Below are 22,846 nucleotides of genomic sequence, written 5' to 3'. Positions count from 1 at the left end.
TCATAACTGATAGGATGAAGGTTATATGTTCAATTGAAGAATCACTCCACCGCCCCGAGGCTGTGAGGTGGCGGGATAGGATGAAACTGATGAAGCCCCTCGGGGAGGTTGTGGTGGTGCTCCCATGCAGCATGAAGAAGCCCTACTCGACCTCAAGGTCCCACAGGAAATTCATGAGGGTCACCAGGGGGTTCCAGGAACTCATACTCACATCACCCTTCGGCATATGCCCCCGGGAGATGGAGAACACCCACCCCATCTCATCATATGATGTTTCAACCACTGGGGAATGGTCCCATGAAGAGAAAAAACTTTCAGGAGAACTCCTAAGAGACTACGTGGGTGACCTTGATGTTATAGCCCATGTTGATGGGGGGTACCTTGAGGTCTGTGAGGAGTACCTTGACGCCTTCACCCCCACAGCCACCACCTCAAGGCCCGCCTCTCCAGAGGCCATTCACAGGCTTGGAAGGGAACTTGAAGGCTATGAAAAGATAGGGGGGCGGGAAAGGATGCTCCATATGCTGCGCTCGGTGGCGGTATACCAGTTCGGGGAGGGTGCAGAGGTTATCATACCCGACGACTGCAGGGTGAGGGGGAGATACCACAGGAGGATCCTCACACAGGATGGTTCAGAGATAGGCACCCTGATGATGGACCGGGGGCTCATCTCACCATCCCTTGAGGGCGCGGCATCCATTTACAGTCTAGGTGTGAAATGGGTTGAGATAGATTTCAGGCTGGAGAGCAACACACTATTTGCACCTGGTGTAGTGGACGCCGACAGAGAAATAATACCCGGCGATGAGGTTGTAATAGTCCGTGAGGGGGATGTCGTGGGTGTTGGAAGGGCTGTTCTATGTGGCGAGGAGATGGTAAAGGCAGAACGTGGTGTTGCTGTTAGATTAAGGCGCAGAAAAAGTTTAAAATAGCCCTTATTTCATTATCTGATGGCTTAAAATTCTTTTTCAGGGCGGCTGATAATGGACATGTTTAAATAGGGTTAACTTAAAAATAGAGAATCACAACAGTGATTATCAAAATACCAGCTGAGGTAATAATAATGTCAGAAGAACTCTTGGAAAAGGTTAAGGAAGCTCTCAAAAAGGTTGCAGACCCACACATGGGTATAAGCATAGTGGAGATGGGTCTTGTTGAAAACATCGAAATCGAGGAGAAGGGTGAAACCATTGCAAAGATAACGATCCGGCCCACAAACCCCGGATGCATGAGCGCCGCCAGGATGGCAATGGACGCAAGAACTGTTGCCGAAGAGGTTGAGGGCATCGACCGGGCCGAGATCACAGTGGAAGGCCATATGATGGCAGATGCCATAAGTGAAATGGTAAATAAATGATATCAGTCTCATGCCGGGTTTTCCTGAAACCATTGCCATTGTGGGCGTGCCAGGTGTGGGAAAAACCACCCTATGCAGGATTCTCTCTGAAAAACTGGATCATACCTTCATCAATTATGGAGAACTGATGCTTGAAGTTGCAGAGAAGAGAGGCCTTGCAGGTACACTGGAGGAACTTTTCAGCCTTCCCATGGATCAGCAGCACAGCATCTGGCGTGAAGCCGCCCACAGAGTATCTGAAATGAATGGGGTGCTCCTGGATCTCCACGGACTTGACAGGTCACCCATTGGTTACCTTATTTCACTTCCGGTGGAGTTCATAACCCCTGATCTCATCATAATCCTTGAATCAGACCCCGGGGATATAATTAAAAGGAGGATTGCTGACTCCAAAAGGAGAATATCTGATACTCCCTCAGGTCTTTTGGAGCACATGGAGTTACTTCGAACAGCAATGTTCGTATGCGCATCCCTTATGGGATCCATCGTCAGTGTGGTTGAAAACAGGGCCCCTGAAAGGGCCGCATCTGAAATCACTGAGATTATCAAGGCAGCAGAGGACCTCGAGATTTTACCGGGTTGATGGTGGAAACCCTGAAATATCAGACAGAAAAGCATATATATGAGGAATTCCAAAAGTTGGAATCACCCCACTGATTCTTAAATAATTCATGGGCCCGTGGCTCAGGTGGTTAGAGCGCACGGCTGATAACCGTGAGGCCCTGGGTTCGAATCCCAGCGGGCCCATTCACTTTTACAGGTTCTGAGTGAAGGATGCGAAATCTTCCATTAAACTGAGTGCAGCTCCAGATTCAACTGTTTCTCTTGCAGCTTCTGTTCCACCTTTAAGTGTATCCTCAATTTCCGCAAGGTATATAAGTGCACCCGCATTTGCAAGGGCGATATCCAGGCGCGATTTCCTCCCAGGAGTATCATGCAGTCCCGCGAGGACATCCAGGAACATTCTGAGGTTTTCATCAACAGTTGATGCCGCCCTCAGGTGCTGTAGCTGCCCAACATCAACACCGAAATCCGATGGCATGAGCCTCTCGATCCCTATCTCATCATCCTCAAGGAAACCCACAAGTGTTGGGCCCACCGTGGATATCTCATCCATCGCAGGGTTCAGGTTATCATCGAATCCATGGACAACCATAGCCCTTTTAACACCAAGGTTTCTGAGGACCTCTGCAACTGGACCCACAAGGTAGGGGTCAAAGACCCCCAGGAGCTGTACCTCTGCCGATGCAGGGGATGTTAGGGGTCCCAGTATGTTGAATACCGTCTTAAAGCCAAGTTCCATCCTTACTGGTGCCACCCTGGCGGTTGCCCTGTGAAAGAGTGGTGCAAACATGAAGGCTATTCCCATGGTTTCAAGGGACCTGCGTGCAGCTTCAGGTCCCAGTTCTATGTTGACACCCGCGGCCTCAAGTATATCTGCACCACCACATGAACCTGTAACCGCCCTGTTACCGTGTTTTGCCACTTTAACACCGGCTGCTGCGGCTATTATTGCTGCTGCGGTGCTCACATTGTAGGATTTGAACCTGTCACCCCCTGTTCCACATGCATCAACGACCCTCATGGATTCAGGGGTTTTAACCTTCACTGCCCTCTCCCTCATTGCCCTTGCAAAGCCTGTGATCTCATCCACGGTCTCCCCCTTCATTGCAAGGGCTGTGAGTAATGCGGCGATCTGCACATCCCCCATTTCACCATCCATTATCATCTCCATTAAATCGTGGGCCTCATCCTCACTGAGGTTCCTGAAGTCCATTATATCATTCATTATCCCCTCAAACCTCATCTGGATCCCCCTGCAGCGGTCTTCATTTTTCTGACCATTTCGTATATCTCCTGAAGCATCCTTTCCCTGTCATCAAGATTTTTGGATATCAGGTCTATGATTGCGCTTCCAACTATAACCCCATCGGCACCTGCTTCAGCAAGCATCCTCACATGTTCTGGCTGTGAAACACCAAATCCAACCATCACAGGAAGGCTTCCTGCCCCCTTAACCCTCTCTATGAGTTCAAGTGTGCTTTCCTCGACCCTTGACCTTGCCCCGGTGACACCCATAACCGATACAAGGTAGTGGAACCCTGAGGAAACCTCTGAGATCATTTTGAGGCGCTTATTGTCTGTTGTGGGTGCAACTATGAAGATCTGATCAATACCATATCTTTCAGCCGCCCTGAGGGCATCGCCGGCCTCCTCTGGGGGGAGATCCGCCGCAAGGATACCTGTAACACCAGCCTCGGCGGCCCTCCTGTAGAATTCATCAACACCCATGCGGTATATCAGGTTGTAGTATACAAGAAGACCCACCGGTACTGAGGTGAATCCCCTTATCCTCTCTATCAGCCTGAAACAGTCATCGGTGGTCATCCCGGAATTTAAAGCCCTCAGATCAGCCTCCTGTACACTTGTACCGTCTGCTATGGGGTCAGAGAATGGGAAACCTATTTCAAGGGCATCTGCACCGGCATCCACAAGTGTTCTTATGATTTCAACTGAGGTCTCCATGTTAGGGTCCCCTGCAACCACGAATGGGACAAAGGCGCATCCCTCAACCCTGCTGAACATTTCAGCGTAATTCATAGATCCGCCCCCAGACCAGCCCTAGATATATCGTTCTGAGTTACTCTAGCGTAATTCATACATCCACCCCCAGAAGGCCTGCTGCAAGGAACATGTCCTTGTCTCCCCTTCCTGAAAGGTTAACTATAACAGTCTTTCCCCTGTTTTCAGGTTTTGATGCGTATTTTTCAAGGCATGCTATGGCATGGGCGCTTTCAAGCGCCGGCATTATACCCTCACATCTTGAGAGGAGTTTGAAGCCCCTGAGGGCCTCGGCGTCGGTTATGGGCTCATACCTTGCCCTTCCAGTTTCCATGAGGTATGCATGCTCCGGGCCAACCCCTGGATAGTCAAGGCCCGCCGAAACCGAATGGGCCTCATTTATCTGTCCATCGTCATCCTGGAGCACATATGAAAGTGAACCGTGCAGTACACCCTCTGAACCGGCAGATAGGGTTGCCCCATGGTTACCTGACTCTATACCTTCACCTCCTCCCTCTGCACCTATCAGTTCAACGTCATCGTCCAGGAAGGCTGAGAATATGCCTATGGCGTTGCTACCGCCACCAACACAGGCTATTATGGTATCAGGGAGTTCACCCTCAATTTCAAGTATCTGTTCCCTGGCCTCCCTGCCTATGACGCTCTGGAAGTGCTTCACCATGGTGGGGTAGGGGTGGGGCCCCATGGTGGATCCTATCAGATAGTGGGTGTCCTCCACGCTGCTTATCCAGTCCCTCATGGCCTGGTTTATGGCGTCCTTAAGTGTCCTTGAACCTGAATCAACAGGTATGACCCTTGCACCTGAAATCTCCATCCTGAAGACGTTTAGTTTCTGTCTCTCAACATCCTCGGTTCCCATGTAGACGTCAACATCCATCCCGAAGAGGGCGCCTGCTGCTGCAGTTGCTATTCCATGCTGCCCTGCCCCTGTCTCCGCTATCAGCCTCCTCTTACCCATATACCCTGCAAGGAGTGCCTGGCCTATTGTATTGTTTATTTTATGGGCCCCGGTATGCAGCATATCCTCCCTCTTGAGGTAGACCCTGCATCCAAGTTTCTCTGAGAGGTTCCTGGCGTGGTATAAACCTGTTGGTCTTCCTGCATACTCCCTCAGGTAGTGGTCCAGGTCCTCATTGAACCTTCGATCCTTACTGTAGTGGAGGAATGCCGCCTCAAGCTCCTCAAGTGCAGGTATGAGGAGTTCTGGCACGAATATTCCCCCATATTTACCGAATTTACCATCCATTATCATGATAAAACACCTATAATTCTTCAATTGCCCCTTTTCTGGAGGGGAGTCCCTCAATGTAGTCCATGAGTTCAGCCATCATCTCCTGGTCCTTTACACCCGGCTCAGCCTCAATTCCAGAGTTGAAGTCCAGGCAGTCGAATTTCGATACATATTCCCTGTTTTTCCTGACAAATTCCAGTGTAAGGCCCCCTGCAAGTGTAACCCTCAGGGAGGGATCCATTCCCCTTATAAGGGCCAGCAGCTCAAGGGCATCTGAGGGGGGTATTATCTTCCCCGTACCCCCTGTTTTTCCGCCTGAAGCCGAGTCAAGGATAAGGCCAGATATTCCCTGAAATTCACGCCCGCAGATGTAGGAAGAAACTGGGGGGATGGCAAGGGTCAGCTCCAGACTGTATCCCTCCTCATGGAGGGACTCATGGATTTTTGCAGCTACTTCAGGACTTACAGAGTGAAGCTGTATCCTTTCTATACCTGTTTCATCTATGGCCTTCCTTATCCTCCGGGTTTCTGATGTCTCAATGACAAGAACCGCCTTTTCATCTGGTATGATGGATGATAGTTCCGCCACATCCCCCAGTTCAAGGTGCCTTGGTGACCTGCTGGCGTGTATGAATCCCAGTAAATCGGCCCCAAGTGAATCCGCGAGGACAACGTCCTCCTCCCTTGTGAGCCCACAGATCTTGATCTTCATCTGACTCATCCCTGTCCCCAGAGATTGCTCATGCGAACTGTTCAAAGAATTCATCCCCTGAGTACCTCTTTCTGCCAGGTCTGCAGGATTTAACGGCTGCTATTATCTCATCAAGGAGTTCCCGTGGATCACTGGACAGCATGAGGGAGGTTCCTATGAGCAGTGCGTCTGCCCCGCAGCCTGCAAGGATCTCAGCATCCTCGGGCCCCATAACACCGCTTTCGGATACCAGGAGCAGCTCATCGGGTACCAGGGGGGCCAGGGCCCTTGTGCGCTCAAGGTCAACCTCGAGTGTTTCCAGGTTTCTGTTGTTAACTCCTATGATCTCTGCCCCGGCCTCCATGGCCCTGTATATGTCGATTGCACTGTGACACTCCACCAGGGGCTCCATTGAGAGTTCCCTGCAGGTTTCAATTCCTGATTCAAGGTCAGGGCAAACCCCGGTAATGAGGAGAACCGATGATGCTCCTGATGCCCTTGCCTGGTATATCTGGTACTCGTCCACCACGAAGTCCTTCATGAGGAGGGGTATACCATATTCTGAAGCCTCCCTGAGGAACTCAATGGAACCCTGAAAGTACCTGTTCTCTGTGATAACAGAAACAGCATCTGCGCCCTCCCTGTACACCTCCATCATCTCATGGAGGCCTCTCCCATAGGTTCTTCCTGAGGAGGGGGATGCCCTTTTATATTCACATATGATTGATACCCGGTTTCCTGTTAGTGCGTCAGTGAAACTCAATGGCTCGTCCAAGGATGTTAATTCATCTCTGAGCTCCTCAAGGGGCTTTTTTCTGGATAAATTTTTGATCTCAAGTTTTCTTGACCTTATTATCTCCTGAAGTATGGACATGTGATCACATCCTGAGGAAATTTTCAAGTATGTCCCTCCCATGGGGGGTTCCCGCTGATTCCGGGTGGAACTGTAACCCATAGACTGGATACTTCCGGTGTCTTATGGCCATTATGGTACCGTCAGGTGCGGATGCAGATACCCGGATGTCCTCAGGCACCCCATTACACTCACATCTCAGTGAATGGTACCTTGTGGCCCTGAAGGGGTTTGGAACTCCCCTGAAGAGTTCTGATCCGTCATGGAAGACCTCGCTGATCTTTCCATGAACAGGTTCACCGTAACCAAGAACACCGCCAAAGTAATGGAATATCCCCTGGTGTCCGAGGCAGACACCCAGTATGGGTCTATCAGTGAATTCACCTATCACCTCATCGCATATACCAAAATCTTCCCTCTTAATGGGGTTGCCTGGACCCGGGGAGATTATTATCTTCTCAGGGTCAAGGGCCCTAACATCATCAATGTCCACCTCATCGTTTCTCACAACCAGGATATCTGCAGAATCCATTTCCATCAGGATCTCCCCTGCCATCTGGTAGAGGTTGTGGGTGAATGAGTCATAGTTATCGATTATCAGAATCAACTTCTTCACCTTCCATCTCCATTGTAGGGCAGAGCACCCATAAAAGATTCACCTGCCATTTCCATTGACTTTAGAAGGGCCCTCGCCTTATTCTGACACTCCAGATATTCCATCTCCGGAATGGAGTCATGCACTATCCCTGCTCCTGCCTGGATTCTCCCTGTTTTTCCCTGGCATACCATTGACCTTATGGTTATTGCGAAGTCCGCGTTTCCATTGAGTGAGAGGTAGCCGAGTGCACCTGCATAGGCATTTCTTGGAACACCTTCAAGGGACTCTATTATCTCCATTGCCCTTATCTTTGGTGCTCCGCTCACGGTGCCTGCAGGAAAAACAGCTCCCAGTGCATCAACTGCGTCCATTCCATCCCTCAGTTTACCTGTTACATGGGAGAGTATGTGCTGCACATGGGAGAACCTCTTTATGGTCATGTATTCAGGCACCTCCACCGATCCGAACTCCGAGACCCGTCCTATATCGTTCCGGGCCAGGTCAACCAGCATTAGGTGCTCTGCAAGTTCCTTCTCATCAGATAAAAGATCGGAGGCTATCGCCCTGTCCTCCTCTTCTGTCCTTCCGCGAGGACGTGTTCCTGCAATAGGAAAGGTTTCAACCCTTCTATCCTCAACCCTGACAAGCATCTCTGGGCTTGAGCCGGTTATCTCCCGTTCACCCAGTTTAAGGTGGTACATGTATGGTGAGGGGTTGATCCTCCGGAGGGATTCATAGAATGCGAGCCTGTCTCCCCTCAGCCTGTAATCTGTGGCATTGGAGAGCACTGCCTGAAATATTTCGCCCTCCCTTATCCTCTCCTTGGCCTCAAGGACCATGTCCATGTACCTCCTCTTTGAGAGGAGTGTTCTTTTCCTCCTGTATCCCAGGGTCCCCGTGGGGACCTCATCCCCAAGGAGAGGGGATATATCAGGTAGCCTGTTGCCGTGACGGCTGATGTAGCTGCATTCCCCTGTCAGGTGGTTGAACATGATACCATCAAGGAAGAGTCCAAATTCAAAATCAGGAAAATCACCTTCACTGATCCTTATGGTGTCAAAGAATCTTGCGGCCTGATAGGATATGTAACCCACGAGACCCCCGCAGAATCCTCCGGAGTTTTTTTCCATCTTCAGGAATCCCCTGAGGTCCTCGAATGGGTTTTTTGAATCAAACTCCTCCCTGGAATCGCCATCATCAATCTCAATGACCCCTTCACGGGCCCTTATTATCATCTCAGGTTCAAATCCAATGAAGGAGTACCTTGCAAGTCCAGTGTCACTTTCCATGGACTCCAGAAGGAATGAAGACTCATATTCAGAATAGATACTTTTGAATACTTCAAAGGGTTCTCTGAATTCCAGTTTTTCTTTTCTGGGTTTTTCCAGGTTTATAATGCCAAAAACATTCACTCCCATGCATTCCTATCACCTTAATTAATCCACAAAGTACTTATACATGAAAGTACTATTTAAATCTTGCCTGTATAATAATGTACATTGATGTGGTGTGGTTATGTGGAATCAGATAAAACACAGATTCGAAAGATACCCGTCGAGAATGGATGTTGCAAGGAAGATCATAGAGCTGGGACTCAGAATAGACCCTGATGGAAAGGTCTACTGTGATGACGTTGAAATAAACGATGTTGCCCTTGCAAGGGCCATAGGTGTTGACAGAAGAACAGTCAGGGCAACAGCAGAAACCATCCTGGAGGACGAAAAACTCAGGGGGATATTCCAGAACCTCAGACCGGCAGGGGCACTCCTGAGGGACGCTGCAGCCGAACTCGACTTTGGTGTGGTGGAGATAGAGGCAGAGGCCCGTAACCCCGGGATACTTGCCGCTGCTGCAGAGCTGATATCCAGTAGCGGTATAACAATAAGGCAGGCCCATGCAGGGGACCCTGAACTGGATGAAAATCCGAAACTTACCATAATAACAGAAAAACCAATCCCTGGCAGTCTCCTCAGGGAATTCCTGAAAATAGATGGTGTTAAAAGGGTGTCAATATACTAAGGACTTCAGTAACCAAAACAGTAAAAAATAGACCAGAACCTTTAAAATTAAATGGAATCCTGGAAATTTAAATCTCCAGGTTATCCTCCTCTTCAAGGGCCTTCAGGAGTTCATCCCAGGCCTCCAGGGACTCCCTGGCCGCCTCATCAGACATGACCTCAATGGCATAGCCTGAGTGAACAAGCACATACTTGCCCTCCTCGACGTCATCCACAAGATCAAGTTTCACCTGTTGCCTCACACCACCAAAGTCCACGGTGGCAACATTATCCTCACTGTCAATTTCAATAATCTGAGCAGGTGCTGCAATACACATTCAATAACCCTCTCCAAATTAATAGGATCAAAGTCAAAAAATTACACTGTCAGTAATTAGATAAAGATTTGTGACATATAAAGATTTGTGGGAAATAACCATTCAGAATTAATACAGGTGCGTCCTATGAAGTGTGTTGTGATAGGGGGAGGTCCCGCAGGAAGGGCCGCGGCCATGGAACTTGCAGCCCTTGAAAACGACGTTACAATCCTTGAAAGGAAATTCATTGGGGGAACATGCCTTAATGAGGGATGTATGGTTGTATGTGGTCTGAACGACGTTGCAAGATTCCTGGATGAAGCCCTCCAGTTGAGGAAACTTGGTGTCATCGACCTTGAATACTCCACAGACTACAGGAGAATAGCGGCTGGTGTTAGGAAAACACTCAGCAGGATAAGGCATGTTACAGAAAGGGAGACACTTGATGCTGGTGTTGAGATAATATACGCCGACGCAGAGGTCTCAGAAGGTAGGGTAATCGCAGGGGATGATGAACTCCCCTATGACAGGCTCATAATAGCAACAGGGGCCAGGCCCAGCATCCCCCCCATTGAGGGCGCTGAAAAAGCCATAACCTACAGGAACGTGCTGGATCTTGAGAGAATCCCGGAAAAACTCGTGATAATAGGCGGGGGTGTAATTGCAGCTGAATTTGCAGGCATATTCTCCTCCCTTGGATCTGATGTTACGGTGGTATCAAGAAGCGAGTTCCTTGGCAAACTTGACCCCCTCATCAGGGATTACGTTATGAGGAAACTTCTGAAAGGCGTCAGGATTCTTGAGAATACATCCACCACCTCAATAGATGAGGATGGTGCCGAAACATCGGCCGGCCGCATTGAAGGCCTCACCCTCCTTGCAACGGGTCAGAGACCAAACTCAGAGTTCCTTAATGGGTTCGTTGAACTCAGAGAAAACGGTGCAGTTAAGGTTAATGAGCGTATGGAGACCTCAAGAAAACACGTCTACGCGGCAGGTGACGTTACAGGTGGTCACGGGACAACACCCATTGCAAGGATGGAAGGTGTGGTGGCAGGGCTCAATGCAGCGGGTGTTGAGAGGCGAATTGACTACAGGTACCTTCCCTATGCAATATCACTGGGGTACGATGTTGGCTTCATTGAAACAGAAAATCCCGAGGGCAGGGAGGCTGTTATACCGGGTCTTGCAGGTCCTGGTTCATTCTGGAGTGTTCCTGAGGGGAAAACAGGGTTAAACAAGGTTAGAATCCAGGATGATGGCACTGCAACTGCAGTGTACTCTGTTGCACCGGGTGCCAGGTTGATAATGCCCTACCTTTCACTGCTCATGAGAATGGGTGTTTCAATGTATGAATTTGAGGACTTCGTGGAGACACACCCATCAACGGATGGTGTATACAAACTTATGAGGTTCCTCTCAAGGTACTGACTTAACCGCCTCCTCAGATGAGATCCCCAAACACACCTCAAACTCAAGGCACTGACTTAACCGCCTCCTCAGATGAGATCCCCAAACACACCTCAAACTCAAGGCACTGACTTAACTGCCTCCTCCTCTATAATTTCAGCTATCCTGTCTGCGGCCCCTATTACATCACCACTGTAGGCCTCCGCGGCCCTCCTCATATCATCTGAAGCCTCAAGTGCCTTTAAAATAGCCTCCTCAATACCATCAAGGTCTGTCTCCAGCACGGCACCCCTGAAGACAGCACCCATGTTATGGTACCTTCCATACTTGACACCCCTCAGTGCCACCACCGGCACCCTCATTGCAATGGCCTCATGGACCATCACCCCATCATCAGAGAGCACCGCAAGGTCAGCGAGGCTGTAGAGGTCACTGACCCAGTCTATGTAGCCCAGGTTGATTATCCCATCATGGTCCACCATCCGCCCGTATTCCTCCCTGAGGGGGTGCCCCACAACTGTGATGTTTGCACTGACATCTGATTCTGCCATTTTAACCGCGGCCTCGGCCATCATCCTGAAGAGGGATGAACCCGAGGAGAAAACAATGGTTGGTTTCCCAGGGTCAAATTCAGGGGGCATCCTTTGAATGGCCATTTCAGGATCCCCCAGTGTTATATCCGGGCTGATGGGTGAATATACACTCTCAACTCCCTCAACGTCCTTTCCAAATAGGCTGGACTCTGGAAGTGCCACGTTCCTGTTGAGGCGGGTGCAGACCCTTGCATCGGTTGGGGTTATGAGAACACCCACAGCAGGCACTCCGGTAATTTTTGCGGCGAGGCAGCCCACCACCGCGCCCCCGCCTATCACACCAACAACCACGTCGGGTCTGATCTTCCTTATCAGCCTTCCTGTCTCGTAAACCGCCCTCAGGGTCCTGAAAGCAGCCTTCAGTAGTTTCAGTCTGCTTGCTGCGTGACCCCCGGCCTGGGGTATCCTGACCCTGTGCCAGTCGATACCCCTCTTTTTGAGGAGTATCCCTGGGGCGCTGTGATCAAGTGCAAATTCGCATTCAAATCCTCTCTTCTCAAGTGCACTGGCTATGTTTAGCGCTGTTATTGCGTCTCCACCCATTCCCCGACCTGTTACAGTGAAAAGTGCCTTCATATGATCACCATGATTTCAGTGAAAAACCCATGAAATGTAACGGGAGATTCTATATCTGCAAAATAGGTTTAAATATTATACATTAAATAAGTGGTTAATATGAACATACCCCCCTATAATAAGAGGCCAGACATGGGGCGCCTCAGGGAGATAGTAAGGGTAATGGGCAAGTACCACTTCGGAAACATACTTGAGGCCATAGGCCTCAAAAACAGGTTATTTGAAAGCCTCAAACTCTACATAAGGAGCCCTGAGGAGATCCATGAACCGGCCCCAGTACGCCTCAGACTTGTCCTTGAAGAACTGGGGACGACCTTCATCAAACTGGGCCAGGTGCTGAGCACCAGGGCGGACCTTGTGGGCAGGGAAATAGCAGATGAACTGGCCAAACTTCAGGACGAGGCACCGCCCTTCCCCTTCAGGGACGTCAGGAGGGTTATCGAATCTGAACTTGGAATGCCACTGGAGGATATCTTTTCCGAATTCCAGGAGGAACCCGTTGCATCGGCATCCATAGGCCAGGTCCACAGGGCGCGTTTGAAAAGCGGGGAGGCTGTTGCCGTTAAGGTGCAGCGTCCGGGTATAGCCGCCACCGTAAAGAGTGATATTATACTCATGAAGTACCTTGCAAAGCTTGCAAATGACCGTATCCCGGGTCTAGAGTACTACAATCTCCCGGGGATAGTGGCGGAGTTTGAAAGGGCCATCAGGAAGGAACTGGACTACCATCAGGAGGCCAACAACGCTGAGAGATTCCGGGCCATGTTCCTTGATGACGAAACCGTTTACGCCCCCTACGTCTACAGGGAATACTCCACCAGCAGGGTGCTGACCATGGAGTACGTTGAGGGGGTTAAACTCACAGAAATCCTTGAATCAGACATAAAATTCAATGCAAGGACGATAGCAGAGCGGGGTGCCCGTTGCTACTTCAGGCAGATATTCATACACGGCTTCTTCCACGCCGACCCCCACCCCGGCAATATACTCGTCCAGAAGGGTAACGTGCTCTGCTTCCTGGACTTCGGGATGATGGGTCACCTTGACCGTTCATTCCGGGATAAACTGGCTGAACTCTTCATTCTACTCATGAACTATGATGTGAACGGTATAGTGAACCAGCTGAGGTACATGAATATCCTCACAGAGGATACAGACCTTGAAGAGGTCAAGTACGATATAATAGACCTCCTTGATCGCTACTATGGTGCAGACGTTAAGAAGGTTGGGGAGATCCTCACAGAATTCACAATGCCTGAGATGATAATGAAGCACCGGATAAGGATCCCCAGGGACTTCGTACTCCTTGCAAGGGTCATGAGCATGGCAGAGGATCTTGGTGAGCGCCTGGATCCCAGATTCAATGGACTTGAGGTTGCATGGGAGATGACCTACAGTCTCATCAGAAAACGCCTGAACCCCCTGCGGAACCTGGACGAGGTCCCCTCGACGCTCATAGAACTTGAACACATAGTGAACGATCTCCCACGTGGCATGATAAGGGCGCTTCAGCGGCTGGAGGAGGGTAAACTCAAGATGGAACTTGAGCACAGGAACCTCGATGAGATATCAAGGAGAATTGAAAGATCAACCAACAGGATATCGGTGGCGATGCTGGTCTCAGCCCTTATAATCGGCTCATCACTGGTTGCAATCCCAAAGGAGGCCCTGATACTCCAGAAGTTCCCCTTCCTGGGGCTTTTCGGTTTTGGTGTGAGTTTCCTCATAGCCCTTGCACTCATAATTTCAATCATAAAGTCAAGGAAGATGACCTGAGGGAATCAGGACTCCGGGAGCTGGGATGCGTGGGGGTTGAAAAGTAGCCTCCTGAACCCGAGCGAAATCAGAACCGGGTTCCTGATTCTGAACACCCTTCCGCCAAGTATGATCCTCCTTAAAAGATCACCAAGCCCCCCACCCGTAAGGACATCCATATAAAGATCTCCAAGGGTGGGGTTCTCAATTTTAAGTCTCTTCTCAAGGAATTCTGAGAGATTACCCCTCCTTAAAATGGCCGTTACAAGGGGTGTCAGGAGAAAGAGCGCCAGGAGAAGCCACGACCCCCCTGAAATGTAGAATAAGAGTCCGAGGGCAACTGCAAAGCTGTGGTTTCCAACCTCCCCCATCATTATCCTCCCCATGTAATCAAGTGGTGAGTACGCCAGCGCCACCACCATGATGAGAAGGGCAAGGTGAATGCCTGAACCCATCATGACTGCTGCAGGGAGTGCCAGGAGGGACATGATGACCGTCACGGTGCAGGCCACGCCAGGCTGCATGTCGGCAATATTCAATGGCTGTACCATGAGAGCCACAAGGAGTCCCCAGGCCCCCATAAAGGGGTAGGTGATGAGGGTGACTGCCAGTATACCCAAGCCCCTTGAAAGCTGCCCCCACTCAATGGGAAGGTTCATTATCCCTCTCCTTCCAGCAAGGTCATCAATAAAGGCCAGAGCCCCCATTACAGCAACAGGTGCGTTAAATGGTGGGGGTGTGAATATCGAGAGTGCTGCCCATGGCACAATACCGGCACCGCGGGGTGTGCCACCCCTCACATCAGTGTAGAGATTTGAATTTTTAAAGAGGGATATGATGGCCGCAGCAGCAGGTGTCAGTACAAGCACAGCGACAGCCGCTAAAAGCAGGGTCCAGTCATAAATTAACATAACCATGTTCTCACACTCCCTCTGTGATCATCCTATGAACCCCTCAGATGTCTGGACAATTACCCTTCTGAGGCCCCCGTCAAGCATCAGGTCACGAACCCCAAGCATTTCAGAAACCTTGGGCCTCTTTATGTTTTTAAGCCTGAACTCGGGCCTGTAGTCAAGTAGGGTTACCTGGACGTCCGGACTGACAGAGACTATCTCAGAAGCCATTTCAGCAATCTCCCCTGTGGATATGAGTGCACTGTTGTAGGGGACCCCGAGGCCCATGAATATCCCATCATGCTCTTCAGATATGTACCTGAAGGCATTCCAGGAATTTTCAAGGTACACCCTGGCTTTTTCAGGGTCAATGAGCCCTGCTATCCCCATGAAGGTCTCCAGCCTCCAACCCTTGAGGTCAATTCCTATCCGGTTCATGCCAGCCTCAACAAGCTCATCGATGTAATCTGGTGTAAGCACGGTGCCATTTGTGTCCACATGAATGTTGATCCCCCCATCAAGTTCCCTTATCCTCCTGACTGAACCAGAGAGCCATGACCTGTTAAGTGTGCATTCACCGCCAGAAAACGTCACGGTGCCTGTCCTGTAAATCGATTCAACACCAAGCAGTATCATTGCGGTTTCTTCAGGGTCGAGCAACGTGTCACCCCTGGTGAACGCCACCTGGCTGTTCTGGCACTGGGGACACCTCAGGTTGCATCCATGGGCGAAGCATACCACCTCAACCGGGCCATCCCCCTTTTCACTGAAGGGTGTCCCCACTCCCCCCGCCGTGTGGGGGCCGAAATTGCTCACATACCTGAGCGGTGGTTCGGGTATGGTCTCTATGACCATCCCCTCCTCAAGGGGTGTTACACAGGACTGCACTGTCCTGCCATTTGCTGATACAGCGCAGGCCCAGCATCCGCCTGTACCGCATGGTGAGAATAATTCGCCCTCGCAGGGGATGTCACTTATCCTGATACCTGCGGCCTTAAGGGCATCCCCCACGGTGCCGGTGGCCCTGACATCTTCACTGTTTACTGTCACCCTGTACTCTGTATCATCCCTACTCCCTGGAACAAGTGCTCCCTCAGGGCATACCAGCTGGCAGGCCCCACAACCTGAACACTTTTCGCTGCACTGGAGCATCCTGCATCTCCCGCAGCCGGTGCATTTATCCTGGAGAATCCTGAACACCTGATACCCCCTCATGAAATCCTGAACCTTAAGATCCCCGCAAGTCCACCGAGGGATTCCAGCTGTTTGCCGCCCTCGTGTTCACTGCTTATGAGAACCACGGACCCCCCCATGCTCTCAACGATATCAAGGTACCCCTCAATATCCTCCCTGCTTACAACCCTGTCAAGGACCAGCAGCCTCTCAACAGCCCCCATATTGATGGCATCCAGCACCTCCTCCCTGCCATAGACCACGGTTTCAGGGTCCCTCGCCAGCCTCTCAAGGACCTCATTCACATTCCTCACCTCTGCTGCCACCCTGTTCTCTGATGAAACCCTCTCCACGGTGCCCTTCTTAAGAACCTCATATATTCCCGACCTTCCACCGGTCCCTGTATTTTCAACCACGGCCTTTCTTCCGATTTCAGGGTGTTTCTCAAGCAGGTATTCATGGAAATCCGACTTGTAGAAGCCAGGGCCCGCAATTATGATTGTCTCAAGTTCACCGTATTTTTTGAGGGCGTCCACTATACTCTCATAGAATTCAAGTCGCAGTTTACCCCGGTCCCTCTGCTGCATCCTCTTACCAGGGATGTGGCCTGTGATGGGACCCTGGTATTCCACACCATACTGTCTTATGACCCCAATGTCTGCCACATCATCCTCAATCACAACTATCACGGCCCTGATATGCTTTGATGCCTCCACCGCCTCCTGAAGCCTCTTGAGTGTCCATCTGCTCCAGGAATCCTTTTTGATCCTGAGGGGGGTGTTGAGTTTAACCTCAAGGGTATGGTGCGACCCTAGGGGAACCATGTCCTCAGGGCCCCGCTCTATAACCCCTGTTGCTCTGAGTTTTCCTGTGTAGATGTGGAAACTGACACCTTCGACCCTTATACCCAGATAGAAGGTTTTCTTAACTCCCCTGTCGCTTCTTATCTTCTCTCCGCTGGTATCCTGTATCCTCCTTGTTGTCCTTGCAGAAAGCAGGTCCCCCTCCTCAATTATATGGGAGAGGTGCCAGAGATCGTCAAGGGTTTCTGGTACAACTTCTATGACGCCGTTTTTCTCATCCTCATGTACTATCCTCATCTCTTCACCCTGAAATCAATTGGAAGATGATTCTATATGCTGAATGATCAATGATAATATATATGAATGCTTTTATAAATTAAGACAGCGAAGGCGAGGAGCGTAATCTGATGGGTGACTATGATTCAGGTACTGCAATTTTTCTGAGCATCATCGTGGGCTTCATCATGCTATTCTTCATTGACGGCCTCTTTGTTTACACCTTCACAGGGTTCCTGGCGGCATACCTCACAAGGGCTGAAAGGAGAAGTGCAGGTGGAGGGGCTGCTGCTTCACTCATCCTTGCTGTTATAAGTTTCTCATCAGGGATGATATTCGGTCCCAGGATGCCCGGTAGGATTGCAGGTCTTGCCGCACCTGATATTTTCAGTTTCACCACGGGTCTTGTGATCATTGGAGGTCTGAGCCTTCTTTTAGGTGGTATAGGGGGCTACATTGCTGTTAAGGCCTTCAGGGAGTAGGCTGGTGGAAATGATTGTGAGCATCATAGGGGGTACGCGCGGGCTTGGATACTGGATAGCCAGGTTCCTGAAGAGGGAGGGCCTGAGGGTCATAATCACCGGAAGGGACCATGATGCTGGAATGGAAGCCGCATCAAGGATCGGTGTGGAATACTGTGGTGACAACGTCCAGGCGGCATCCCGTGCAGATGTGGTGGTTGTTTCTGTGCCCATAGATGTAACTGCAGATGTTATAAGGGAGGTCGCCCCCCACGTGAGGAAGGGGGGCCTCCTGATGGACGTTACATCTGTAAAGGAGGAGCCCGCCAAGGTCATGGAGGAGTCCATAGGGGCTGGCGCCCACCACCTTCCAGCCCACCCAATGTTTGGGCCCAGGGTGTCCTCCCTTGAGGGACAGGTAGTTGTCCTGACCCCCACACAGGAAAATCCGTGGGTTGATACCGTTATTGAGTTCCTTGAGAAACATAAGGCCCGTGTTATAGTAACTGACCCTGCAACCCATGACCGTATGATGAGTGTCGTTCAGGTGCTGACACACTTTGCCTACATAAGCATAGCATCCACCCTCGAGGCAGAGGGGGTCGATATAAGGGAGTCAAGGAAATTTGCAAGCCCCATCTACAACCTCATGATAGACACCATTGCGAGGATAGTGGCCCAGAACCCATACCTTGCGTACTCCATCCAGACCCATAACCCCCATGGACAGGATATGCGTGACAGTTTCCTGAGGACTGCCTCTGAACTCAATGAGATGCTCAGTGCTGGTAGAATGGATGAATTCGTATCAAGGATGGGTCTTGCAGCCAAGAACATCGATGATGTTGAGGCGTCCCTGGGGAGGTCCGATAAGGCAATAGAGGCCCTCAATGAGGAACTTAAAATTCTGAAGGGTTCTGTTGGAGGAGAAGTTGGTCTGAGGCACATCTATTCAGGTAAAGTGCACGTTGGGGTGCTTGAGTCGGTCACACCGGATTATGCGACCCTCAGGGAAGGTAAGAGGGTGCTCAGCTTCAAGATCTCCAACATAAGGGTTCTCTCTGATGAGGAACTCCAGAGGTGGAAGGCTGAAAACCTCCCCACACGTATGTATGATATATCGGCTGTTTTTCCAGATACAGTGGACCCCCAGGTTATTGAGTACCTCACAGGGCTTCTTGATGGTGTTGCTAACTCAGAGGTTGTCGATGTTTACACTGGGCCACAGATACCCGATGGTCATGTGAGTTTAACCCTAAGGATTCGTGTATTCCAGCGGGAGGACTATGAGAGGGTCAGGAAAATCCTTGAGGGTATGGGGGCCAGGATAAGGTAGCAGCCACCCCTCTCTTAGAGATTAGAGATGGGATGGCTGAAGTGGACCAGCAGGCAAGTATTAATTGATTCTGTTATTACTATATAAATATACCGAAAACTTTATATATGATGACTTACTTCGATATTATAGTAACTTAAATTTACTAAAACATTCCGTTAAATTATAAATTTAACCGGAATCATAATAATCACATAAAAGAGGTGGGTTGTATGGCAGAAAAAGAAATAAAATTAAAGGTTGCAGAGGCCCTCGCCCAGCAGGACGTTGGCAGGGGAATAGCCCGTGTGGACCCCGCATGCATGGAAAAACTGGGTCTCTCCGATGGTGACATAATCGAAATAGAGGGTAAAAAACTGACCGCTGCAACCGTCATATCATCACAGTCCGACATAGGCCTCGGAATCATAAGGATAGACGGATACCTCCGTAAAAATGCAGGGGCATCCATCGGCGAAGAGGTGACAGTGAGAAGGGCGGAGGTAAAGGACGCCCAGAAGGTCGTACTGGCACCCGTTGACCAGGAAGTGATCATACGTGGAGACATAAGATCAGCATTCCTCAACAGAGTCCTCGTCAAGGGGGACATAATCGTATCAGGGATAAGGCAGCAGATATCCGGTGGAGGGCTCTTCGATGAGTTCTTCAGGGACTTCATGGACCTCTCACCCCTGGGGGAAATAAAACTCGCAGTAGTATCAACAAGCCCCGCAGGTGTAGTTAGGGTCACACCCACAACCCAGGTGGAAATGCAGTCAAAACCCGTTGACGTCAGCAAACTGGAGGGCGTGAAGAACCTCGTGGACGTCACCTACGAGGACATCGGAGGCCTCAAGGAGGAGGTCAAAAAGGTCAGAGAGATGATAGAGATCCCCCTCAAGAGGCCCGAACTCTTCGAGAGGCTCGGCATAACACCACCAAAGGGTGTCCTCATGCACGGGCCACCAGGTACAGGTAAGACACTCCTCGCCAAGGCAGTCGCCAACGAAAGCGACGCCCACTTCATAGCCATAAACGGTCCCGAAATAATGAGCAAATACGTTGGAGGATCAGAGGAGAGGCTGAGAGAATTCTTCGAGGAAGCAGAGGAAAACGCGCCATCCATCATATTCATAGACGAAATAGATGCAATAGCACCCAAAAGGGAGGACGTCAGTGGCGAGGTTGAAAGGAGAATAGTTGCCCAGCTACTCACCCTCATGGACGGCCTGAAAAGCAGGGGCCAGGTTGTGGTCATAGGTGCAACCAACAGGCCAGACGCCCTCGACCCTGCACTCAGAAGACCCGGAAGATTCGACCGTGAAATCGAAATAGGCGTCCCTGACAGGGAGGAGAGAAAGGAGATACTCCAGATACACACCAGGGGTATGCCGCTGGCAGAGGACGTTGACCTGGATGAACTTGCAGAGATAACCCACGGCTTTGTGGGCGCAGACCTGGAATCACTCTGTAAGGAATCCGCCATGAGAGTGCTGAGGAGGGTTCTCCCTGAGATAAAGGCCGATGAGGAGATACCCAAAGAGGTCCTCAAGAAGATGATAGTCACAAGGGCAGACTTCAAGGAAGCCCTGAAGGAGGTGCAGCCATCAGCACTCAGGGAGGTCCTTGTACAGGTTCCCAACGTCTCATGGGAGGACATAGGTGGACTGGAGGACGCCAAACAGGAACTCAGGGAGGCTGTGGAGTGGCCCCTCAAGTACCCTGACAGGTTCAAGAAATTCGGTATAAAACCACCAAAGGGTATCCTCCTGCATGGATCACCAGGTACAGGTAAGACACTCCTCGCCAAGGCAGTCGCAAATGAGAGCCAGGCAAACTTCATAGCCGTGAAGGGCCCTGAACTCCTCTCAAAATGGGTTGGTGAATCTGAGAAGGGTGTCCGTGAAGTCTTCAGGAAGGCCCGCCAGACAGCGCCAACAGTGATTTTCTTTGATGAGATAGACTCAATAGCCTCAGTGAGAAGTGGAAGCACTGCAGACTCAGGTGTGACCCAGCGCGTTGTGAACCAGCTCCTCACAGAGATCGATGGACTTGAGGAGCTGCAGGACGTTGCTGTGATAGCCGCAACCAACAGGCCAGACATCCTGGACCCTGCGCTCCTCCGACCTGGAAGATTCGACAGACACGTAAAGGTCGAAGACCCCGACAGGGAGGCAAGGCTCGCCATATTCAAGGTGCACACCAAGGATATGCCGCTTGCAGATGACGTGGACCTTGAAAAACTGGCGGACAAGACAGAAGGATACGTTGGTGCCGACATTGAAGCCGTCTGCAGGGAGGCCGCCATGCTGACACTCAGAGAGAACATGGAAGCAGAGGAGGTCCCGATGAAACACTTCCTTGAGGCCATGGAAAAGATAAAACCAAAGGGTGGCGTTGAGGAACAGGTTCAGTACCATTAACCTCTAATTTTTTTAAATGAGTTTATACACATTTTTTAATTTAAAGCGATCTTTTTTTTAAATTCTGGATAAATAAGATTACAACCTCTTCGACCTGTTTAAGGAAAAGACAATGAAATGAACTTATCCCATTTTGGTCTGATTTTAACTTTTTTTAAACTCCGCCTTTTTTTATCCACACATCATCCATTTCAATCCCATTTTGGTCTGATTTTAACAGGGCGTCCCAGAATCCGAGCTGACCTGCAGTGTCTGATTTCAATCCCATTTTGGTCTGATTTTAACTGAAGGACCAGGTGGATGAACTCCAAATCCAGATCGACATTTCAATCCCATTTTGGTCTGATTTTAACATTTATGAGGGTGGGGATGCTCGTGTGCTTAGTGGTTAATTTCAATCCCATTTTGGTCTGATTTTAACTTACAGACCTCTACAAGTACATCTAAAAAAAGAGAAATTTCAATCCCATTTTGGTCTGATTTTAACGAACCTCTACGCGTATGCCCAGTACCGCCTCGACAATTTCAATCCCATTTTGGTCTGATTTTAACTATATGGAATGGTCGAAGGTCCTTTATCGCTGTCATCATTTCAATCCCATTTTGGTCTGATTTTAACACAATACAAGGTAATTAGTTTTAAAATCAATCATTTCAATCCCATTTTGGTCTGATTTTAACCCGTGTCAGCCCATCCCTACCAGGCGGTGAAGGATTTCAATCCCATTTTGGTCTGATTTTAACCCAGCACCATAATGGAGGGTTCACTTGGAAATCGAATTTCAATCCCATTTTGGTCTGATTTTAACAGTGGACAATGTCCATCATATCATGGATATCCTTATGGATTTCAATCCCATTTTGGTCTGATTTTAACAGGTCTATGAGACCTCCACACCAGGGGTAAGGTACTAATTTCAATCCCATTTTGGTCTGATTTTAACAAAAAACGAAAAAAGGATCGACGAAATACTCGGAAAAATATTTCAATCCCATTTTGGTCTGATTTTAACAGTATAACTAAGGCTTAGAGTATAATCACCGGTCTTAGATTTCAATCCCATTTTGGTCTGATTTTAACCTTCGTCCTTGTTGATTCGTCGTCGATGAGGTCATATTTCAATCCCATTTTGGTCTGATTTTAACATCCTCTGGAACAGGGGGGATGAAACAATCAACCAGATTTCAATCCCATTTTGGTCTGATTTTAACAAAATGATGAAGGGGCATGTTTTAGGAGGTGTTAATGAATTTCAATCCCATTTTGGTCTGATTTTAACGAAAACCGTACACCCCACCGTCAAGGAGGATCCACGCATTTCAATCCCATTTTGGTCTGATTTTAACGTGGACATATCATCACTAACGGATTTCCCATCAACAGATTTCAATCCCATTTTGGTCTGATTTTAACGGGTTGGCCGATCCAGGCAGTGTATGAATTGTATATTTCAATCCCATTTTGGTCTGATTTTAACCGCCAACCTGGCCATCCTTTGCTTTGGGTTCTGGTTATTTCAATCCCATTTTGGTCTGATTTT

Annotated in this window: 21 protein-coding genes, 1 tRNA gene and 1 CRISPR repeat array (1 of these 23 cut by a window edge); of the genes, 10 read left to right on the top strand and 12 right to left on the bottom strand. The window is 49.7% G+C overall.

Annotation, left to right across the window (positions count from 1 at the left end; genetic code table 11):
- The first annotated feature begins 14 nt into the window (after positions 1 to 14).
- The 4 genes from OXN82_RS00160 to OXN82_RS00145 all read left to right on the top strand — a co-directional run bounded on the left by OXN82_RS00160 (position 15) and on the right by OXN82_RS00145 (position 2,104).
- Positions 15 to 932: a DUF5591 domain-containing protein gene (locus OXN82_RS00160; protein WP_321211497.1), complete on the top strand. Its 918-nt coding sequence runs from the start codon at positions 15 to 17 to the stop codon at positions 930 to 932.
- Positions 933 to 1,063: 131 nt separating this feature from the next.
- Complete coding sequence (locus tag OXN82_RS00155) at positions 1,064 to 1,357, top strand: metal-sulfur cluster assembly factor (protein WP_013295078.1); 294 nt, start codon at positions 1,064 to 1,066, stop codon at positions 1,355 to 1,357.
- A 10-nt stretch (positions 1,358 to 1,367) separates the two neighbouring features.
- A complete protein-coding gene (locus OXN82_RS00150; protein ID WP_321211496.1) occupies positions 1,368 to 1,940 on the top strand; it encodes an adenylate kinase in 573 nt (190 codons plus the stop codon).
- Positions 1,941 to 2,030: 90 nt separating this feature from the next.
- Positions 2,031 to 2,104 (top strand) — tRNA-Ile (locus tag OXN82_RS00145).
- A gap of 7 nt (positions 2,105 to 2,111) precedes the next feature.
- On the opposite strand, the gene trpD is transcribed toward OXN82_RS00145, so the two are convergent.
- The 7 genes from trpD to trpE are packed head-to-tail and all read right to left on the bottom strand — an operon-like array spanning position 2,112 to position 8,731.
- Positions 2,112 to 3,164 (bottom strand): anthranilate phosphoribosyltransferase, encoded by a 1,053-nt coding sequence (gene trpD, locus OXN82_RS00140; protein WP_321211495.1) that lies wholly within the window; start codon positions 3,162 to 3,164, stop codon positions 2,112 to 2,114.
- Entirely contained in the window at positions 3,161 to 3,958 is a 798-nt protein-coding gene (gene trpA / locus OXN82_RS00135; RefSeq protein ID WP_321211494.1) for a tryptophan synthase subunit alpha, read from the bottom strand. The genes trpD and trpA overlap by 4 nt, the downstream gene beginning before the upstream one ends.
- A gap of 55 nt (positions 3,959 to 4,013) precedes the next feature.
- On the bottom strand, positions 4,014 to 5,192 hold the full coding sequence (trpB, locus tag OXN82_RS00130) for a tryptophan synthase subunit beta (protein WP_321211493.1): 1,179 nt from the start codon (positions 5,190 to 5,192) through the stop codon (positions 4,014 to 4,016).
- A 10-nt stretch (positions 5,193 to 5,202) separates the two neighbouring features.
- Positions 5,203 to 5,883, bottom strand: a complete 681-nt coding sequence (locus tag OXN82_RS00125) for a phosphoribosylanthranilate isomerase (protein WP_321211492.1) — start codon at positions 5,881 to 5,883, stop codon at positions 5,203 to 5,205.
- Between the two features lie 28 nt (positions 5,884 to 5,911).
- Positions 5,912 to 6,736, bottom strand: a complete 825-nt coding sequence (locus tag OXN82_RS00120; protein WP_321211491.1) for an indole-3-glycerol phosphate synthase TrpC — start codon at positions 6,734 to 6,736, stop codon at positions 5,912 to 5,914.
- A 4-nt stretch (positions 6,737 to 6,740) separates the two neighbouring features.
- Complete coding sequence (locus OXN82_RS00115) at positions 6,741 to 7,322, bottom strand: aminodeoxychorismate/anthranilate synthase component II (RefSeq protein WP_321212117.1); 582 nt, start codon at positions 7,320 to 7,322, stop codon at positions 6,741 to 6,743.
- Between the two features lie 5 nt (positions 7,323 to 7,327).
- Positions 7,328 to 8,731 carry an anthranilate synthase component I gene (gene trpE / locus OXN82_RS00110; RefSeq protein WP_321211490.1) on the bottom strand — a complete coding sequence of 468 codons (1,404 nt, stop codon included), beginning with the start codon at positions 8,729 to 8,731 and terminating at the stop codon, positions 7,328 to 7,330.
- Positions 8,732 to 8,828: 97 nt separating this feature from the next.
- Here trpE and OXN82_RS00105 point away from each other — a divergent pair, with 97 nt between their 5' ends.
- A complete protein-coding gene (locus tag OXN82_RS00105) occupies positions 8,829 to 9,332 on the top strand; it encodes an amino acid-binding protein (protein ID WP_147671213.1) in 504 nt (167 codons plus the stop codon).
- 67 nt (positions 9,333 to 9,399) lie between these two features.
- Here OXN82_RS00105 and OXN82_RS00100 read toward each other — a convergent pair whose 3' ends face one another.
- The gene (locus tag OXN82_RS00100) at positions 9,400 to 9,648 is read right to left on the bottom strand and encodes a HypC/HybG/HupF family hydrogenase formation chaperone (RefSeq protein WP_013295068.1); all 249 of its coding nucleotides are present in this window, start codon (positions 9,646 to 9,648) and stop codon (positions 9,400 to 9,402) included.
- 126 nt (positions 9,649 to 9,774) lie between these two features.
- On the opposite strand from OXN82_RS00100, the gene OXN82_RS00095 reads away from it, so the two are divergent.
- Positions 9,775 to 11,058 (top strand): NAD(P)/FAD-dependent oxidoreductase, encoded by a 1,284-nt coding sequence (locus OXN82_RS00095; RefSeq protein ID WP_321211489.1) that lies wholly within the window; start codon positions 9,775 to 9,777, stop codon positions 11,056 to 11,058.
- Between the two features lie 98 nt (positions 11,059 to 11,156).
- Here the strand turns inward: OXN82_RS00095 and OXN82_RS00090 are convergent, their stop codons facing one another.
- Complete coding sequence (locus OXN82_RS00090; protein ID WP_321211488.1) at positions 11,157 to 12,206, bottom strand: glycosyltransferase; 1,050 nt, start codon at positions 12,204 to 12,206, stop codon at positions 11,157 to 11,159.
- A 99-nt stretch (positions 12,207 to 12,305) separates the two neighbouring features.
- Here OXN82_RS00090 and OXN82_RS00085 point away from each other — a divergent pair, with 99 nt between their 5' ends.
- Entirely contained in the window at positions 12,306 to 13,982 is a 1,677-nt protein-coding gene (locus OXN82_RS00085) for an AarF/ABC1/UbiB kinase family protein (protein WP_321211487.1), read from the top strand.
- 5 nt (positions 13,983 to 13,987) lie between these two features.
- On the opposite strand, the gene OXN82_RS00080 is transcribed toward OXN82_RS00085, so the two are convergent.
- Genes OXN82_RS00080 through OXN82_RS00070 form a run of 3 tightly spaced genes read right to left on the bottom strand, consistent with a single transcriptional unit; the run spans position 13,988 to position 17,127 of the window.
- Positions 13,988 to 14,872, bottom strand: coding sequence for a hypothetical protein (locus OXN82_RS00080; protein WP_414855696.1), 885 nt, complete (start codon positions 14,870 to 14,872; stop codon positions 13,988 to 13,990).
- Positions 14,873 to 14,899: 27 nt separating this feature from the next.
- Positions 14,900 to 16,054, bottom strand: coding sequence for a radical SAM protein (locus OXN82_RS00075; protein WP_321211485.1), 1,155 nt, complete (start codon positions 16,052 to 16,054; stop codon positions 14,900 to 14,902).
- An 11-nt stretch (positions 16,055 to 16,065) separates the two neighbouring features.
- Entirely contained in the window at positions 16,066 to 17,127 is a 1,062-nt protein-coding gene (locus OXN82_RS00070) for an mRNA surveillance protein pelota (protein ID WP_321211484.1), read from the bottom strand.
- Positions 17,128 to 17,237: 110 nt separating this feature from the next.
- Here OXN82_RS00070 and OXN82_RS00065 point away from each other — a divergent pair, with 110 nt between their 5' ends.
- The 3 genes from OXN82_RS00065 (at position 17,238) to OXN82_RS00055 (ending at position 21,305) form a co-directional block, all read left to right on the top strand.
- Positions 17,238 to 17,588 (top strand): hypothetical protein, encoded by a 351-nt coding sequence (locus tag OXN82_RS00065; protein WP_321211483.1) that lies wholly within the window; start codon positions 17,238 to 17,240, stop codon positions 17,586 to 17,588.
- 10 nt (positions 17,589 to 17,598) lie between these two features.
- On the top strand, positions 17,599 to 18,903 hold the full coding sequence (locus OXN82_RS00060; protein WP_321212116.1) for a prephenate dehydrogenase: 1,305 nt from the start codon (positions 17,599 to 17,601) through the stop codon (positions 18,901 to 18,903).
- A gap of 212 nt (positions 18,904 to 19,115) precedes the next feature.
- The gene (locus OXN82_RS00055; protein WP_321211482.1) at positions 19,116 to 21,305 is read left to right on the top strand and encodes a CDC48 family AAA ATPase; all 2,190 of its coding nucleotides are present in this window, start codon (positions 19,116 to 19,118) and stop codon (positions 21,303 to 21,305) included.
- Between the two features lie 119 nt (positions 21,306 to 21,424).
- A CRISPR array of direct repeats spans positions 21,425 to 22,846; the repeat unit is 30 nt; unit sequence ATTTCAATCCCATTTTGGTCTGATTTTAAC; it runs 6,513 nt beyond the window's last position.

Source organism: Methanothermobacter sp. DP (assembly GCF_026692625.1).
Lineage (GTDB): Archaea > Methanobacteriota > Methanobacteria > Methanobacteriales > Methanothermobacteraceae > Methanothermobacter > Methanothermobacter marburgensis.
The sequence above is the reverse complement of the archived record's forward strand: the minus strand, read 5'-3'. Positions and strand labels throughout refer to the sequence as shown.

Excerpts from the sequence above, each read along its gene's own strand:
- OXN82_RS00160 (WP_321211497.1), top strand. The coding sequence starts at position 15 with ATGAAGGTTATATGTTCAATTGAAGAATCACTCCACCGCCCCGAGGCT.
- OXN82_RS00155 (WP_013295078.1), top strand. The coding sequence starts at position 1,064 with ATGTCAGAAGAACTCTTGGAAAAGGTTAAGGAAGCTCTCAAAAAGGTT.
- OXN82_RS00150 (WP_321211496.1), top strand. The coding sequence starts at position 1,368 with ATGCCGGGTTTTCCTGAAACCATTGCCATTGTGGGCGTGCCAGGTGTG.
- trpD (WP_321211495.1), bottom strand. The coding sequence starts at position 3,164 with ATGAGGTTTGAGGGGATAATGAATGATATAATGGACTTCAGGAACCTC.
- trpA (WP_321211494.1), bottom strand. The coding sequence starts at position 3,958 with ATGAATTACGCTGAAATGTTCAGCAGGGTTGAGGGATGCGCCTTTGTC.
- trpB (WP_321211493.1), bottom strand. The coding sequence starts at position 5,192 with ATGATAATGGATGGTAAATTCGGTAAATATGGGGGAATATTCGTGCCA.
- OXN82_RS00125 (WP_321211492.1), bottom strand. The coding sequence starts at position 5,883 with ATGAAGATCAAGATCTGTGGGCTCACAAGGGAGGAGGACGTTGTCCTC.
- OXN82_RS00120 (WP_321211491.1), bottom strand. The coding sequence starts at position 6,736 with ATGTCCATACTTCAGGAGATAATAAGGTCAAGAAAACTTGAGATCAAA.
- trpE (WP_321211490.1), bottom strand. The coding sequence starts at position 8,731 with ATGGGAGTGAATGTTTTTGGCATTATAAACCTGGAAAAACCCAGAAAA.
- OXN82_RS00105 (WP_147671213.1), top strand. The coding sequence starts at position 8,829 with ATGTGGAATCAGATAAAACACAGATTCGAAAGATACCCGTCGAGAATG.
- OXN82_RS00100 (WP_013295068.1), bottom strand. The coding sequence starts at position 9,648 with ATGTGTATTGCAGCACCTGCTCAGATTATTGAAATTGACAGTGAGGAT.
- OXN82_RS00095 (WP_321211489.1), top strand. The coding sequence starts at position 9,775 with ATGAAGTGTGTTGTGATAGGGGGAGGTCCCGCAGGAAGGGCCGCGGCC.
- OXN82_RS00090 (WP_321211488.1), bottom strand. The coding sequence starts at position 12,206 with ATGAAGGCACTTTTCACTGTAACAGGTCGGGGAATGGGTGGAGACGCA.
- OXN82_RS00085 (WP_321211487.1), top strand. The coding sequence starts at position 12,306 with ATGAACATACCCCCCTATAATAAGAGGCCAGACATGGGGCGCCTCAGG.
- OXN82_RS00080 (WP_414855696.1), bottom strand. The coding sequence starts at position 14,872 with ATGTTAATTTATGACTGGACCCTGCTTTTAGCGGCTGTCGCTGTGCTT.
- OXN82_RS00070 (WP_321211484.1), bottom strand. The coding sequence starts at position 17,127 with ATGAGGATAGTACATGAGGATGAGAAAAACGGCGTCATAGAAGTTGTA.
- OXN82_RS00065 (WP_321211483.1), top strand. The coding sequence starts at position 17,238 with ATGGGTGACTATGATTCAGGTACTGCAATTTTTCTGAGCATCATCGTG.
- OXN82_RS00060 (WP_321212116.1), top strand. The coding sequence starts at position 17,599 with ATGATTGTGAGCATCATAGGGGGTACGCGCGGGCTTGGATACTGGATA.
- OXN82_RS00055 (WP_321211482.1), top strand. The coding sequence starts at position 19,116 with ATGGCAGAAAAAGAAATAAAATTAAAGGTTGCAGAGGCCCTCGCCCAG.